The organism is Terriglobus sp. YAF25, from assembly GCF_052113305.1.
Taxonomy (GTDB): Bacteria; Acidobacteriota; Terriglobia; order Terriglobales; family Acidobacteriaceae; genus Terriglobus.
Genome location: NZ_JBFRCY010000091.1, coordinates 1 through 15,546 on the forward strand (window position 1 = coordinate 1; position 15,546 = coordinate 15,546).

Here is a 15,546-nt window from a genome sequence, read left to right on the forward strand (position 1 = left end):
GTATTAATACGGATATTGCGCCCGGGACACACCCTTCGCTGAATCGCGCAAAAAGCCGCGCGCCTGACCCCTCTCTCATCTGAGAGCAGCAAGACGCGCGGCCACGAAAACAGCTACTGGAGTGAGATAGTTCCTGTCGGGACACCAGCTCCAACGATCGGATTGTTCTGGAAGCTCACCACAGCCGACGGTCCTGACGTGGAGATCGCTACGCCATTCGAGGCCGCAGAAACACCGCTAATCCGAGCAGTCGCTGTTACCGACCCCGTACCCGTTACCTGTATTCCGGCTACGGTATTGCCGAAGGCACTGCTGTTGAACAGGTTCATCGTTGCGCCAGCGGTGTTGGCCGTCACTTTGAAACCGGCCACCTTCGGGAATCCTCAAGTGGTCTGCTTCAAGGTGCGCCCGATGCGGACAGTTTCACTTTCGTGGATCGTCACCGCATCCAGCACGAGACCCCCTCCAACCGTCGGGTTATTGCGATTGGCAGCGAGAAAGACTTTTACCGCATCCCGGCTCTTCTTGTATTCGGGAACGATCTGGGAATCTTCAAGAATCTCCAGACCAAGCGTCATCCACTCGGTACACTTCCGATACCACTGATGATTCAGGTCTCGTACCGTTGCATCCTCCCCACGCGCAGGCTTGCTCATATCGGGACTGTACGCTGCATACAGCGGAGCCCACGATTCCCCTCGTCCAAGGTGAATCGAGTTTGGCGGATAGCCATTCGCATACATAAACAACGTGCACGTCAGACAGGAGGCCATCTTCGTTGTTTCATCACCCGTTGCTATCTCGTATGGCTCACATTTCGGTCCGAGGTTATAGGCCTTGTAGATCGCCTGGATCATCCCGTGCGTATACATCGCAATATCGTCGGAGTTGACCACCGAGGGGACAAACCTCATGCCTGCCACCTGCATAGCAACTGAAAAATTGGACCAGTCGGCAGCCGCGGTACTTCCCTTTGGCATGATCATGCCCCATGGGACATATTTACCCGTCGTGATAAGGCGGCTTTGCCACAACGGATTCATCGTATCTTTTCCTCCGCGGTCTTTTACTGTCATCGGAGGCTTCCAGCGTGACATCGGCGCCACCGTTGGCGGTACGCCATACGATGCCGTCTGGACGCTGGTGCGAACGGTCGAAAGTGGACCGATGGGATCACCCGCTGGATTATCGACAAACCCCGTATAGGCGCCGCGGCCGACATACAGGTAGTCCACCTTTTTTGCGTAGATGCGCTGCCAGAGCCTCTTTCCTTGGTCAGARAGCACCGGCGCAAACACCTGGTTCGGAGCGGTCTGGCCCGCCATCTTGTAAACACCCATGATGACCGCGCCTTTGTCATAGCGCGGGGCTTCCCCTGCTACGGTTTGAGAAGCGATCTTTCCTTTCTTAAGGAAATAGGCCTTGATGGCCCTATCCATCTTTGTCACTGTCGCATTGAGCGCATTGAGATCCGAGTTATCGGCCTTCGGCTCCGCATCGAATCGCATCCCTTTGCCGGTCTCCGCGATGTAAGAGGCCGCAAGACCCAGAGTCACGGCCGTCATCATGACGTCCGCCTCTTTGCCTGGGTCGGAATCAGCGGTATCGCTRACGATTCCGCGGGTTGTGCGGAATGAAGAGCCGACCGGCTCTCCATATCCTCTCCGCGGAAAGAATGCCGGACCGGCAGCCACACCAAGTCCAGCTGCAGTGGAAAGCCGTATAAATTCGCGCCGCGACTTCTTGTCGAGCAGCGTAAGGTCATTACCAACATCCTGTAAGTGATCGCACATCGAGAGTCTCCATTCCGTGCTTGGGATACACGCGTTCGTGTGCATGATGACTCCGGTGCCGGAGTCATCATGCTTTCTGCCTGTTGTCACTGCTGAGTTGCTGCTAGTAGACGATGACGTAGAGATCGCCCTTGTTATCTCCGTACTCGGTATCCATCGCCTGGACGAGCACACGCCCCTTCGCAACAGGCATCAACCCTCGATAGGGAGTATTCACAGTAGACGATTGAACACGGACATAGCCGATTTGATCTCCGGACCACCTGCCGTCGGCGTCGCAGTTATCGTCACCTCTCCAGCAGTACTGGCCGCGAAGCTCCAGTGTCATGTTCTGAGGAATATCGAGATTCGTCGGCGAATTAGGATGAGTTGTGTCGATCTTCGCGACGCGGATCGGGCCTGGGATTGCAGGCTTGTAGTCGAGGAAACGGGGATCAAACTTGCAGTCGGCGTCCTGCCAGAAGTACGTGGCACAGTTTTTGAGAGCGGCGTTCATTTTAGCCAGATCATCCTGAGCCGATCGCATTTGCGTGTCGGTGCGGTCGATAATGTCGCCATTGGACCGCGCTGCAGGAACCGTGTATCGGGCAAGCAGAAGTTTTAGATCTTTCGCCTGCCCGATCCGTGCGGCCGCGCGCATCGAAGAAGCGGTGACCGTATCGAAGTTCTCATGTGCGCTGGCTAGGTCGATCGTGTCTATACCAAGATTGGTATATGGCTCAGGTGCGCCAACACCGATGGGCGCAACCGTCTCCGCGGTAATCTGGCCGGGGAACTCACGCGTGTACTTAATCAGAGAGTCCAGGTCGAATTCGGGCAGGGAGCTTACCTTGCCTCCGATCTGCGTGGCATCGATCTGTAGGGAGCTCTCCTGCTTGAGTGAGCTCATCTTGGAATTGAACTCGGCCGACGCACTCACGCCCCATCCGCTGGCGCTGGCGTCAACTTCGAGTTCGCTCTTTAACTCCGATTCGCTCTTGCTGAACGAGAGCATGGCAATGAACTCTCCGCCCATCTGCATCTGTGAGACGAACTGATCGCCACAACGAAGATAAAAGGCGCGCTGCGAGGCCGCATTCCCGGCAACTGGCGCGGCCACAGCAAGCTTGGCCCCATGGACATTAATGTCAGGCGCGGCCACAATTCTCTCCCGCACCAGGAGAAACTCCCTGGTCGCATTTGAGGAACCAGATTGCGTGAACTTGCTATGAACCTTCCCGCTGAAGCTGGCGAAGTCAGAGGAGAGGCTGGCCTCGACGGACATCTCAGAGGCGAACTGTTCGTAGGAACGAATGACCTGAATACTGTAACTGGGTGCAAACGACGTCGGCTTGGGACCGACAATGGTACCGGTAACGCAGTCTCCAGTGAAACGTTTGGTGAAGCTGTTATAGCCGCGGCCGAGATTACGCAGGACGTTATCAAGCGATGCCTGCACGGCCGAGTTGTCCTTATCCGCGCCCTCTAGATCCACGGAATCGATCTCGGCTCCGGAGCTATGACGTAAGGGCTGGTTGATGGGATAGTGGATACCTTGACCATGAGCATCAACAGAAACAATGGCTCCGGCAGAGGATAGGAATGCGATTGACAGCAGGATGGAACGGTGGAAACGGCAAGGCTTCATAAAGAACTCCAGCGCAAGAAGCGCACTTTCTTGAAATGGCAAAAAAGCGTATGGGGGTGAACCATCGACTACATGCACACAGGAGTGGGAAGAGGCACAGAAGGGGATACTGCTCTTGTTTTTCGATCACCCTAGGCGAGAGAGCTATGGAAGGCCATGGAATTGGCCTAAAATCGATCTAAAATCCACCTAACGGCGGAACCCCTTACTGCTGTGTCACTTAGCCGCCGCCAGCATGATGCATCCCTATCTAAGGCAGCCTTGCAATCTCTCGCTACGGCGTTCCCTACATATGGGCGACGCTTCCGAGCCAGACATTGTTGTTAATGATTAGGGATGGAAAAGCGATCTTTTTGCCGTCTCGCGAAGGGGAAGCCCAGATAGGATGGATAGCTTCCCGCAAGACCTTGATATGACCCGACATGTCTGCGAATAGCAGGTCATAGGCAGACTCGTTCTTGGCCTCTACAAAGACGCCTTTCCCATCGGCGGCCCAGACAGACCCAAGGATGGTGCCGAAGCCCTCGATCGGTAACTCCCGAATGCGCGGTCCAGATGATGAAAAGGTGATGAACCGAACACCGGGATGAACGACATCGTGATTCGCGGCGGCGATGGTGGTTCCGTCAGGAGAGACGGACCAGTCTCCCAGCAGATCGCGCTCCCACGCCGTTCTTCCGAGTTCCTTCCCCATGCCTGCGATGGGATCGAGCGCGAAATAGATTAGCTGGTTGCCGACGTGCTCGCGCAGGATACAGCCTCCGTTGTGTAACGGGCAATGGAACTCGCCTAGCGGACCGGTCGTCAACACCTCTTCCGGTTTACCTCCTCGCAACGGAACTCTGTAGATTGCGATCGCCTTCGCCGGCGCTCCGGAGAACTCGACAAAGAGAATCCACTTTCCATCCGGCGTGACTTCCTCCATCACCGCCCGGCCCGGCACCTGCGCCAGCAGTTCAGGCGTCTGTCGGGCAAGCCGCTGTTGGTAGATCGCATCCCGCCCGATCATATTGCTCTCCATCAAGACCGCGCTGCCGTCCGGCAGCCATGCGTGCGGATAGTTGTTCGCGGAATGATGGGTAATCCGGATAACGTTTTGCAGCGTGGAGCCCGCGAGGTTCAGATCCCCGACAAAGACATCGGACTTGTGGCTCTGCAAGACCACACCCATCTCCATTCCGCTCAAGGATGCGGTGAGACATGTCGCGAAGTCACCGTCCAGGGTAAAGACCTTCTGCGGCGCAGTCAGAAACCTCCCCGTCTGCGGGTCCGTGGCAGCAATCATGAGTCTCGTTCGCCGCGGCGCGCCGATACGTTCATTGATGGGAAAGAAAAGCCTGCCGTCCCGCAGCATATAAGCAGACTCGAAGCGGACATCCTCTTCTTTGGCGAGTTGCCGGCCGGTATCGGCGTCCACGACTTCATAGGTCCACTGATCTTCCTCCTGAGTTGAAGCAGACGGCGAGACCCGGTTGAGACTATAGCGCTCGTACGCGACACCCCGGCCACCCGGAAGCCAGAAGACGAATGGAATGCTCTCATGTTCATCGACTGACACCAGCTTTCGTGCGGCCTGTCCATCGGCTGCGGCGATCCATATCTCCTTCCGATCTCTGACGAATGCGACGCGGCGGCCATCCGGGCTGATCACCGCGAGATCGGCATCGTCAACAAGTTTTTGAGGAGCAACCCGCTGCAGTGAAATCGACCAGACCTCTGAGGTTCGGGTGTCCAGCCGGCTGCCGCTCAATAGAAGGCTCTGCTCGTCCGGGGCCCACGCAATCCGGGTTCCATGAAATGTCGTGGACGCGAGCAGGAGCCGCTCCGCGCCGGAAGCCAGCCAGCGAACAGAGACGCCGGAGAGATCGCTGTAAGCCATCATCTTTCCACTCGGCGACACCGCTTCGGTGGTTACCGCATTGTCGTCATCATTAAAAGTCACAGGCCTTAGGGGACCATCCATGACGGGCATGACGACCGATGTGGACGACACACGAGCCGCGATTCTCTGATGTTTCCAGAGAACGAGACAAGTCCCCGCGAGAATGGCGCCGGCAATGATCAGGAGAACAATCCGCAGAGAAGACCACCGGCGCGGAACGCTCAGTACGGTCGGCAAAACCTGCTCCTGATGAGGTTCCAGGATCGTCGCCGATACCGCAATGGCGAGCTCAGGCCCATTCTCTGCCTCTGCGGCCGTAGAGGTCTCCCGCACAGCTTGAATCGATTCAACTTTGGCAATGAATCGATAACCCAGGCCGATGACGGTCTCGATATACATCGGCGATGTACGGTCGTCACCGAGCTGCGCACGGAGCCGGTTCAACGCTGTGTTGATGCCGTTGGCTACATCGACCGCCTCCGGCTCCTCCCAAAGGACCACCGCAATGTCATTTCTCGTAACCAGCTCTCCGGCACGCTCCACGAAGAGCTCCAGCAGCTTCATCTGCGAGACAGAGAGATGAACACGGGCTGCCCCTCGCATCAATTCATGTCGTTTGAGGTCCAGGACAAAAGGTCCGAACTGAAAGGCAGTGATTTCGCGAGCCATGATGGAGGTTGAAAGAAGAAGTGTAACGGCCTCCAGGAGAATTTCGCGACCGTCCCCCTCCGCACTGATCGATAGTACCGCGATCGTCGTCGGGCGGGAGACACTACTGCGGACGCTCAATAACTTCGATGAGTTGTTTGCAGCGCAGGAGTGGGATTGCCCCAACGACGCCGAAGCTGCAGTCGATCATCCTCCAGCCAAAAGGAATATCTCGCACCTGTCCGGCGATCAGCGCGAGAGGAATCACTGCCACGCAGGCGATCAGGCCGAAGGTGACGACCCATTTGTTGCGGACGGGATCGACGTACGGACCGACAAAGGCAATGGCGATGACGAGGTGCGCGAATGCCAACCAGTCCGTACCGTAGGCCAGGAACGGATAGCTGACACTTGTGACCGTCAATGCCTGCTGCACACGCTCGATCCAGGGCAACAAATGCGCGGATGTCGCAGCTGGTTGCATCCACGAATGATGCAGGCCAGCAGCTAGCCAGTCCAGCTCGGTCTTCAGTGGGAAGGCAGTCACTCCGCTGAGAACCAATCCAATGATGAAGAGAACGATCCAGAATCGGATGCGGCGAAGAGCGTCAGCGTGCGTCATAAACTCCTGTCCAGACTAAGGGCAGAGATCTAAACCGTCGATAGTGCTGCCTCCGGCGCCGGCGCAGACAGGCCGCCAAAGCGGCGCTCCCTGCCATAGAACTCCTCCAGAGCAGCATCAAATTCGACCTCGTCGAAGTCAGGCCACATGCAGTCGGTAAAGTACAGCTCCGCATAGGCAGACTCCCACAGCAGAAAATCGGAGAGGCGCTTTTCGCCTCCGGTACGAATCAGCAGATCCACGTCGCTGTTGTTGCCCATGAAKCGCTGCAACAGTATCGGCTGGCACAAGGTTTCGCCCGCAGACAAAGCCATCCCTGCCGCAGCTCGCGCGATCGTCTCCCTGGAGGAGTAATCGATCGCGACACAGAGGTCGAGGCGCTCTCCTGCTGCCGTCAACAGCTCGGCCTTTTCGATCGCATTGCGAACCGCCGGAGCTAAACGGTCTCTCCGGCCAATTGCCTGCAACCGCACACTTCGATGGCGGAGCCGGTTAGTTTCGAGCCGCAGAAACGCACGCAACAGCCAGAAGATACCCTGCACCTCCGCAGTTGGCCGGCGCCAGTTATCTGACGAGAAGGCATACAGCGTAAGGCGTCCAATCCCATGATCCAGAGCGCGATCGACAATACGGCGGATCGATGCCACCCCGGCGCGGTGGCCGGCAGCGCGGGGTAACCCGCGCCGCGTCGCCCACCGGCCGTTGCCATCCATAATGATGGCTACATGCAGTCCCCTATGTGTCATCGCATGCCTTCCTGATTGGCCGCTACGGGGCTCGATGTACCGGATACCGATCCAGACCAGTCAATCGTCCGCGTGAAGTACATTGCAGCGGCTACGACGAGGAAGCTGGCGACCGAGCCGACCAGGAGCGCATTGTCCTCCAGCGTAAGCAGCAGATAGATCATCGTGTACAACAACGAGAAGATCGCGAAGGCTCGCACCCCCTGCATCCGGCTTTCGAAGATCCATGCGGCATTGATGGACAACAGCCCCACCGTTGCGCCGCCCGCAATCAGGAATCCGTAGTTGAAGCCGATACGTTCCGCGAACGAGAGCAGAAGCAGGTAGAAGATGAGCTGTGCGATGCCAACCAGCACATATTGCGCCGGGTGCACACTCTTTCGAGTCGTTGCTTCAAAGACGAAGTAGGAGAGAAAGACCATGCCAAGGAAAAGAAGCGCGTATTTCAGTGATCGTTCAACCGACTGATACGGGTCCGCAACTTCCACAAACGAGATTCCCAGGCTCGTCGTATCGAGCGAAGTCAGGATGCTTCCTGCGCCCTCAGAACGGACATTGCGGGCGATGAAAGGGACAGTCCAGGTAGCGGTGTATCCCTGCTCGTTAAGGTTTCTGGTGGCTGGCGGAATACCACCGTCGAAGCCAGGAGTACGCCAATCGCCCTGCGCTGTGAGGTGAGTTGTCTTGCCATAAGCGAGAACGGCAATCCGGTTTGCGCCGGAGAATCGAAGTACAGATTTCACATGGAACTTGTTTCCAGGCTTCGCCTCGCTGACCTGCGCCCCAATGAGCGAGAGTCTCTGTTGCAGTTTCTGCTCCCCGATGACGGCACTATCGATCGCCTTTGCAGGCGTGAGCGTCACGGTTCCGGCGTCAGAGGTAAGCACTGCGTCAGCCAACGCCCCACGCGCATCGCTTACACCGACAAGGATCTCTGCGCGGTCCCAGTTCAGCGTGGCATCTTTCGGCAAAGCCGCCGGAATGCCAGTCAGATCGAAGTTCGCGTCGAAGACCAGGTCCGCCTGAAAGACCGGCACCCGGAACAAAGAACGATGACGCTCCTCGGTTGCCGTCTTAATCGCCGCGTTTCCATCCGCGGGGAAAACAAAGTACGTCCCTCGCTCCAGCGGAGCCGATGGCGACGAACCTGGAGCACTATAAGGAATCGCAAGCGTCGGTCCGAGGAAAGTCTGCGGGCCACCAACGCCTCTGCCGATCTCGTTGGCCACCTCCTTCGCACGATTCGTCCGTTCGTTTACAAGCCCATAGACAAAGAACGAAGGTATGGTCATAAACAACGCCAGAAAACAGATCAGGATCAGCTTTACGCCCATCGATAACGAGCGAAAGATCCCTCGCACGGGTACCTGCAAGATTGAGTATTCAGCCATCGATTTCTCTCCTTTTTCTCCACCGCAAAGAACTTTGTATTGCAAAGTTATTGAACAAATTTTTTAGGCACGTGACGGTGTCAAGCCACGCACCTGGGCTCCCACGGGCTTTGTGTCTTCGGCAGCATCGCGAATCACCTGCTCCAGCGTGGAGAGATATTCGAGATAGCGCTTTCGCCCCGAAGGTGTCATACGGCACACGGTAAGCGGGCGGTTCTGATCGTGTCCTTTCAGGATCTCGACCATCTTCTCCTTCTCCAGCACACTCAAGTGCCGGCTCAGATTGCCGTCAGTCAGAGCGCACATCTGCTTGAGGTCGTTGAAGGTCAGCCCCTTGGGATTCGTCACCAGCGACGTAAGAATGATACCAGGCGCCCGCCGCGCTCATCGCACGCGGTAGAAACCGGCAGGAAGAGAAGATACCGATGCTGAAGATCACCTGCCACAGCCCGGGAAGCATCCACGTGACCGTAGGTGCGAAGTACACCAGCACGCCGGTCAGCAACAGACCCGCACCGGCCGAAGGCAGGAACTGCACCACCGCCATGCGAAGCATCTCGTCCGACAGGCCGGAGTGCATGCGGCGTGTCCGCGTATACATTTGGACTCCAGTAAGCGCAGCACAAACCATCGCCGTCGCAACCCATACCGCCAGATACGCCGGCAGATGATGCACAGGATCGGGCACCCAATACGCCTGCGCAACAGCAGCAAGGACCGCAAAACCCCCGGTGGCAGCCAGCGTCGCCGGACCATAGCCACGAAACTCCGTGGTATTCGCCAGCTGCTTACGAATGCTGCTGATATCGCCAAGCGCTTTGTGCAGGTCGCTCATCGCTTCACTTTACATTGCAAAGTAATCCTTTCCCRAGGGGCTGTCAATACGCAAAATAAATGCGGTCGCGTAGACTAAAACCTCCATGCTGCTGACCATCTCCACCACCCACGTTCCTGCAACGGATCTGGGATATCTCCTTCACAAGAATCCAGCCCGCCTTCAGACCGAAGAACTTTCGTTTGGCAAGGCACATGTGTTTTATCCAGAGGCCGACGTCGATCGCTGCACTGTAGCGGTCCTGCTGGAGGTCGATCCCATCGGACTTGTGCGTGGACGCGGTGGTCCTGCCGGGGAAGGCGGACAGTTACAGCAATACGTGAACGACCGGCCATATGCAGCCAACTCCTTTATGAGTGTCGCGCTGGGCAGACTGTTTGGGACCGCCCTCAGTGGCCGAAGCAAAGAACGTCAGGAACTCGTGGATACACCTCTCCCCCTGAGCGTAAAGCTGCCGGCCATTGCGGCAGGTGCTAGGTCAGAGCTGGTGCGGCGACTCTTCGAGCCGCTCGGATATCGCATCTCGACCGAAAGCGGCCTGCTGGACGCCAACTTCCCGGATTGGGGAGAGTCAAGATATGCCTCTGTAGAGATCGCCGCCACGACGCGGTTGCGGGATCTGTTAACTCACCTCTATGTGCTGATTCCGGTTCTGGACAACGAGAAACATTACTGGGTCGGCGACGACGAAGTCGAAAAGCTGCTGAAACGTGGCGAGGGATGGCTTGCCACACACCCGGAAAAAGATCTGATCGTCTCACGCTACCTCAAGCGCCAGCATGGTCTGACGCGCGAGGCCCTCGATCGCCTCGCCGAAGAGGCGCCCGATACAAAAGAGGACGAGGAAGAGGTTAGGAACGAAGAAGAACAGAAAGTGGAGCGCCCTCTCGGGCTGCATGAACAGCGTATGGGCACAGTATTGTCTGTACTTCGGAGCCTCGGTGCGAGACGGGTCGTCGACCTCGGATGTGGCGAAGGCAAGCTGCTTCGTTACCTTCTGGCTGATCCTCAGTTCGAGTTCATGCTTGGTATGGATGTCTCGTGGAAGTCGCTTGAAGTCGCTAAAGAACGGCTTCACCTGGATCGCCTTCCAGAACGGCAGAAAACCCGTATCCAGCTTGTGCAGGGCTCGCTGATGTATCGCGACCAACGACTCTCGGGATTCGATGCCGCCACGGTTGTTGAGGTGATCGAGCATCTCGATGCTCCGCGTCTGGAAGCCTTCGAGCGTGTTCTCTTTGCGTTTGCACGCCCCACCCACGTGGTTCTCACCACACCGAACGTAGAGTACAACTCAGTCTTCGAGACTCTGCCTGCCGGGCAGTTGCGCCATCGCGATCATCGCTTCGAATGGAGCCGGGCGGAGTTCGAGACCTGGGCAAAACGCATCGCGGACCAGTATGGCTATGAGGTTCGCTTTCAAGCCGTGGGGCCGCAGGACCAGATGCTCGGCGCACCGACACAGATGGGAATCTTCTCGCGCGTGGGAGGTGCGGCATGAAACTCGCCTTTCCCGAACTCTCGCTTGTCCTTCTCGTCGGCCCATCAGGGTCAGGAAAGTCGTCCTTCGGGCGGAAACATTTCCTTCCCACAGAGGTGGTCTCATCCGATTTCTGCCGCGGACTTGTATCCGACGACGAGAACGATCAGGTATCGACCTCGGACGCCTTTGATGTTCTCCGCACCATCGTTCGGAAACGCCTCGCGCGCGGCAAACTGACAGTAATTGACGCGACCAATGTTCAGCCGGAATCGCGCAAGTCGCTGATCGAGCTTGCCCGCGAGTACCACGTCATGACGGTTGCAATCGTCTTCGATCTCCCGGAAAAGCTCTGCCAGGAGCGCAACTCGTTGCGTCCTGATCGCCAGTTTGGACCCCATGTTGTCAGGAACCAGTGTCAGCAGCTTCGCCGCAGCCTTCGAGGCCTGGAGCGTGAAGGTGTCCGGTACGTCTTTAAGTTCTCTTCATCGGAAGAGGTCGAGGCGGCCAACATCGAACGGCAACCGCTCTGGAATAACAGGAGGACAGACCACGGCCCCTTTGACATCGTGGGTGATGTCCACGGCTGTCTCGACGAACTACTGGAGCTACTGCAGCAGCTCGGTTACTCCGTTTCCGCAGAGGCGGCGTCGTACGTCGTCACACCGCCGGAAGGTCGGAAGCTTGTTTTCGTCGGTGACCTTGTCGATCGTGGCCCCGGCACTCCTCAGGTCTTGCACCTGGTTCATGGCATGGTCCAGGCGGGACACGCCATCTGTGTTCCCGGGAATCACGATATCAAGCTGGTCAAGGCATTGCGCGGACGCAACGTACAGATCACGCACGGACTCGACACATCGCTGGAGCAGCTCGGAAAAGAAACACCGGAGTTCCGGCGGCAGATGGCTGACTTTATCGATGGGCTTGTCAGTCACTATGTCTTCGACGACGGCAATCTGGTGGTCGCTCACGCAGGCTTGAAGGAGTCGATGCAGGGGCGTGGCTCCGGCGCCGTCCGCGAGTTTGCTCTTTATGGCGAGACCACCGGAGAGACCGATGAATTCGGCCTGCCCGTACGTCATAACTGGGCAGCGGAGTACCGCGGCAAAGCACTGGTGGTCTACGGCCACACTCCTGTGCCGGAACCTCTCTGGCTCAATAACACCGCCAACATCGACACCGGTTGTGTCTTCGGTGGCAGCCTTTCTGCCCTCCGCTATCCGGAACGAGAGATCGTTTCAGTTCGCGCCCATGCAACCTACGCGGAACCGAAACGCCCATTCCTCGCAGGAGACCAGGTATCTGCACGGAGCATGCAACAGGCGCTCGATGACACACTCGATCTCGAAGACGTCATCGGTAAGCGCCTGATTGACACTCGGCTTGTCCCCCGCATCACCATCCGCGAGGAGAATGCCATTGCCGCACTGGAGGTAATGAGCCGTTTCGCCGTCGATCCCAAATGGCTCATCTATCTTCCTCCAACCATGTCTCCGTCGGAGACGAGCCAGCACCCGGCTCTTCTGGAGCACCCGCAAGAGGCCTTCGCCTACTACCGCAATGAAGGTATTCCGGCCGTTGTCTGCGAGCAGAAGCACATGGGCTCTCGTGCCGTTGTCATTCTTTGCCGCGAAAAAGAGACAGCGGAGCAGCGCTTCGGTGTAACAACACCAGCACTCGGCATGGTCTATACACGTACCGGACGCCGTTTCTTCAGCAATGAGGCGCTTGAGGCTGCATTTCTTACTCGTCTACGCGATGCGGCGGGAAAAGCGGGTCTGTGGACAGAACTTGGTACTGATTGGATCTGCCTCGACTGTGAACTGATGCCATGGTCGGCCAAGGCGCAGGAGCTTCTTCGCCAGCAGTATGCTCCAGCGGGCAACGCCGGGATCCGCACATTGACCGCGGAACAGCACGCTCTTGCCCAGGCTCAGGCTCGCTTACCCGAGCTTGAGGAACTGGCAACACGTACATCACAACGCCTCAATGCATTGCAGCAATATGTCCGCGAGTATCGGCAATACTGCTGGCCTGCCACATCTCTGGACGACTATCGCCTGGCCCCATTCCACATACTTGCCAGCGAAGGGAACGTGCACACCAATAAGCGGCACACCTGGCATATGGAGTTGATCGCCAGGCTCTGCGAAGCCGATAACCATCTGCTGGTCGCCACGCCCTTTCAGGTTGTAGACCTGAATGACAGCACAAGCTGCGATGCTGCCATTGCGTGGTGGACGGATCTCACGAACACAGGGCGCGAAGGCATGGTCGTCAAACCGCTGGATTTCATCAGCAAGGGGCGACGGGGAATGGTACAACCAGCCATCAAATGCCGCGGCCCGGAGTACTTGCGCATCATCTATGGGCCAGAGTATCTGCTGCCGGACAATCTTGAGCGTTTGCGTTCAAGAGCAGTCGGCGCAAAACGCTCTCTGGCCACCCGTGAGTTCGCCCTGGGCGTTGAGGCCCTGGATCGTTTCGTGCGATACGAACCGCTTCGCCGCACACACGAATGCGTTTTTGKTGTCCTGGCGTTGGAGAGTGAACCCATCGATCCCAGGCTCTAGAAAACAAAGATCCAGCCGCTAGAAGCAGGCGGCTGGATCTTTTGGTCTACGAGGCCTTCTGCACCACTTCCGGCACCCACTTCTTCGCCTCTTCCGACCTCATCCACTCGCCGGCAATCTGTTTGGTGGTGACGTTCACCCGGTTCCACACATTGATCAGAGCGATCTGGAGGACCAGGACCGCCAGTGCCTTCTCGTCATAGTGCTTCGCTGCCTCATTCCAAACATCATCTGGAACCGGATCGGAACGGTCGCTCAGACGAGTCGCCGCTTCCGTCAGCGCCAGTGCCGCGCGCTCGGCGTCGGTAAAGTACGGAGCTTCTCTCCATGCCGCCACGGCGAACATGCGCTCGTCCGTCTCGCCCTCGTGCCTGGCCATGCGGGCATGCATGTCGAGGCAGACGCCGCAGCCGTTAATCTGGCTGGCGCGCAGATGCATCAGGCCCAGCGTCTTCTCCGGGACCGCTCCATTCTTGGTGGCTGCGCCAAGCGCCATCAGCGCCTGCATGGCTTCGGGAACAACCATCGCCGGATTCATCATTCTTGCCTGCATCGTGTTTCTCCTTTTCCTTTCCCGCTGTCTGCGGGTGTGCTGCCCGACGAGTACCCTTGTCACATTGCCTGGGTTTCGCTCGTCACAACCATGACGGAAGCAACAGGAGGAATGTGACAGAGGTGGTGGAAAAAGATTGGCTGGCAAAACAGTTCGAGCAGAACCGCGGGCATCTGCGTGGCGTCGCCTACCGGATGCTGGGCTCACTGAGCGAGGCCGAAGATGCTGTTCAGGAAACGTGGGTGCGTCTCAACCGCTCCGATGCCAACAGCATCGATAATCTTGGCGGCTGGCTCACCACCGTTGTGTCGCGCGTCTGCCTGGATATGCTGCGCTCCCGCAGTTCACGGCGGGAAGACTCCATCGAAGACAATCCCATCGAGATCCCGGCAAAAGACGACACCAGCATTGACCCGGAACAGGAAGCGATTCTGGCGGAGTCTGTCGGCATTGCGCTGATGGTGCTATTGAACCGGCTCAACCCCGCAGAACGCTTTGCCTTTGTGCTGCACGACCTGATGGATCTCCCTTTCGATGAGATCGCGCCGATTCTCGGACGCACCTCCACCGCCACACGGCAGCTTGCAAGCCGTGCCCGTCGCCAGGTCCGTGGCATCAGCCATGAGGCAGGTGCGGAGTTTGCACAACAGCGAGAGATCGTAAGCAGCTTTCTCACTGCCTTACGTGCCGGTGACATCGAAGGTCTGGTTCAGGTGCTCGATCCCGATCTTGTCGTCCACATCGACAAGAGTGCAGCAGCCACCGGAGTTCCGGCCGAGATCCACGGAGCACGCAACTGGGCAGGTAATGCCGTTGCCTTCGCTCGGCACATGCGTTTCTTTCAGCCGGCGCTGGTGGATGGAACAGTCGGCATTCTTCTGGCCCCGCGAGGCCGTCTGACCCGAGTGCTGCGATTTACCTTTACAGACGGCAGAATCACGCACCTCGACGTGATTGCAGATCCGGAACGGCTGCGGCAGCTTGAGATTGGAATGCTGGAGGGGTCTGACGGCTGAATGAAAAGGGGGATCCGCCCCGCGAAGCCATTTCGCACGCAGTGCGAATGTCTTGTTAAGGGGACGGCTTCAGCCGTCCCGTTGCACGCCGCATAGAAAGCGGCTTCAGCCGCTGAGGGCAATGTGTAAGAAGCAGATTTCTTCGCTTTGCTACAAAAAAATTCGGGTGGGATATTGAGATTCGATATGACCTCAGCGGCTAAAGCCGCAAACTATGCGAGCATTACACGGCATGGCTGAAGCCATGCCCTTAAGCAAAACATTCGCACCGTAGGTGCGAACGGAGTCATAGTGGAAGCATTCAGGTCCCCAGCGAACATTCGCCAGGGACCCGAAGGATCTACGTCTTCGACAATCGACGCAGCGCGAACAGCCCCCCC

The 15,546-nt window shown here is 57.6% G+C and carries 13 protein-coding genes; 3 read left to right on the forward strand and 10 right to left on the reverse strand.

Annotated elements, in window-relative coordinates:
• Positions 1–113: 113 nt before the first annotated feature.
• From AB4043_RS05490 to AB4043_RS05530, 9 genes are all read right to left on the reverse strand, one after another.
• On the reverse strand, positions 114–371 hold the full coding sequence (locus AB4043_RS05490) for a hypothetical protein (RefSeq protein ID WP_442302146.1): 258 nt from the start codon (positions 369–371) through the stop codon (positions 114–116).
• A 12-nt stretch (positions 372–383) separates the two neighbouring features.
• Positions 384–1,793: a hypothetical protein gene (locus AB4043_RS05495; protein ID WP_442302145.1), complete on the reverse strand. Its 1,410-nt coding sequence runs from the start codon at positions 1,791–1,793 to the stop codon at positions 384–386.
• A 103-nt stretch (positions 1,794–1,896) separates the two neighbouring features.
• Positions 1,897–3,420, reverse strand: coding sequence for a hypothetical protein (locus AB4043_RS05500; RefSeq protein ID WP_442302144.1), 1,524 nt, complete (start codon positions 3,418–3,420; stop codon positions 1,897–1,899).
• 286 nt (positions 3,421–3,706) lie between these two features.
• A complete protein-coding gene (locus AB4043_RS05505) occupies positions 3,707–5,971 on the reverse strand; it encodes a winged helix-turn-helix domain-containing protein (RefSeq protein ID WP_442306636.1) in 2,265 nt (754 codons plus the stop codon).
• 103 nt (positions 5,972–6,074) lie between these two features.
• Positions 6,075–6,572: a hypothetical protein gene (locus AB4043_RS05510; RefSeq protein WP_442302142.1), complete on the reverse strand. Its 498-nt coding sequence runs from the start codon at positions 6,570–6,572 to the stop codon at positions 6,075–6,077.
• A 29-nt stretch (positions 6,573–6,601) separates the two neighbouring features.
• Positions 6,602–7,318 (reverse strand): di-trans,poly-cis-decaprenylcistransferase, encoded by a 717-nt coding sequence (locus AB4043_RS05515; RefSeq protein WP_442302141.1) that lies wholly within the window; start codon positions 7,316–7,318, stop codon positions 6,602–6,604.
• Positions 7,315–8,709 (reverse strand): cell envelope integrity protein CreD, encoded by a 1,395-nt coding sequence (creD, locus tag AB4043_RS05520; RefSeq protein WP_442302140.1) that lies wholly within the window; start codon positions 8,707–8,709, stop codon positions 7,315–7,317. The genes AB4043_RS05515 and creD overlap by 4 nt, the downstream gene beginning before the upstream one ends.
• 63 nt (positions 8,710–8,772) lie before the next feature.
• Complete coding sequence (locus AB4043_RS05525) at positions 8,773–9,015, reverse strand: transcriptional regulator (RefSeq protein WP_442306637.1); 243 nt, start codon at positions 9,013–9,015, stop codon at positions 8,773–8,775.
• Entirely contained in the window at positions 8,999–9,544 is a 546-nt protein-coding gene (locus AB4043_RS05530; protein WP_442306638.1) for a hypothetical protein, read from the reverse strand. The genes AB4043_RS05525 and AB4043_RS05530 overlap by 17 nt, the downstream gene beginning before the upstream one ends.
• Before the next feature lie 85 nt (positions 9,545–9,629).
• On the opposite strand from AB4043_RS05530, the gene AB4043_RS05535 reads away from it, so the two are divergent.
• Positions 9,630–11,045, forward strand: coding sequence for a 3' terminal RNA ribose 2'-O-methyltransferase Hen1 (locus tag AB4043_RS05535; RefSeq protein WP_442302137.1), 1,416 nt, complete (start codon positions 9,630–9,632; stop codon positions 11,043–11,045).
• Positions 11,042–13,597, forward strand: a complete 2,556-nt coding sequence (locus AB4043_RS05540) for a polynucleotide kinase-phosphatase (RefSeq protein ID WP_442306640.1) — start codon at positions 11,042–11,044, stop codon at positions 13,595–13,597. Before AB4043_RS05535 ends, AB4043_RS05540 begins: the two co-directional genes overlap by 4 nt.
• Positions 13,598–13,643: 46 nt before the next feature.
• Here the strand turns inward: AB4043_RS05540 and AB4043_RS05545 are convergent, their stop codons facing one another.
• The gene (locus AB4043_RS05545; RefSeq protein ID WP_442302135.1) at positions 13,644–14,150 is read right to left on the reverse strand and encodes a carboxymuconolactone decarboxylase family protein; all 507 of its coding nucleotides are present in this window, start codon (positions 14,148–14,150) and stop codon (positions 13,644–13,646) included.
• Between the two features lie 122 nt (positions 14,151–14,272).
• On the opposite strand from AB4043_RS05545, the gene AB4043_RS05550 reads away from it, so the two are divergent.
• Positions 14,273–15,166, forward strand: coding sequence for a sigma-70 family RNA polymerase sigma factor (locus tag AB4043_RS05550; RefSeq protein ID WP_442306641.1), 894 nt, complete (start codon positions 14,273–14,275; stop codon positions 15,164–15,166).
• Positions 15,167–15,546 lie beyond the last annotated feature (380 nt).

Excerpts from the sequence above, each read along its gene's own strand:
- AB4043_RS05500 (WP_442302144.1), bottom strand. The coding sequence starts at position 3,420 with ATGAAGCCTTGCCGTTTCCACCGTTCCATCCTGCTGTCAATCGCATTC.
- AB4043_RS05505 (WP_442306636.1), bottom strand. The coding sequence starts at position 5,971 with ATGGCTCGCGAAATCACTGCCTTTCAGTTCGGACCTTTTGTCCTGGAC.
- AB4043_RS05510 (WP_442302142.1), bottom strand. The coding sequence starts at position 6,572 with ATGACGCACGCTGACGCTCTTCGCCGCATCCGATTCTGGATCGTTCTC.
- creD (WP_442302140.1), bottom strand. The coding sequence starts at position 8,709 with ATGGCTGAATACTCAATCTTGCAGGTACCCGTGCGAGGGATCTTTCGC.
- AB4043_RS05525 (WP_442306637.1), bottom strand. The coding sequence starts at position 9,015 with ATGTGCGCTCTGACTGACGGCAATCTGAGCCGGCACTTGAGTGTGCTG.
- AB4043_RS05530 (WP_442306638.1), bottom strand. The coding sequence starts at position 9,544 with ATGAGCGACCTGCACAAAGCGCTTGGCGATATCAGCAGCATTCGTAAG.
- AB4043_RS05535 (WP_442302137.1), top strand. The coding sequence starts at position 9,630 with ATGCTGCTGACCATCTCCACCACCCACGTTCCTGCAACGGATCTGGGA.
- AB4043_RS05545 (WP_442302135.1), bottom strand. The coding sequence starts at position 14,150 with ATGCAGGCAAGAATGATGAATCCGGCGATGGTTGTTCCCGAAGCCATG.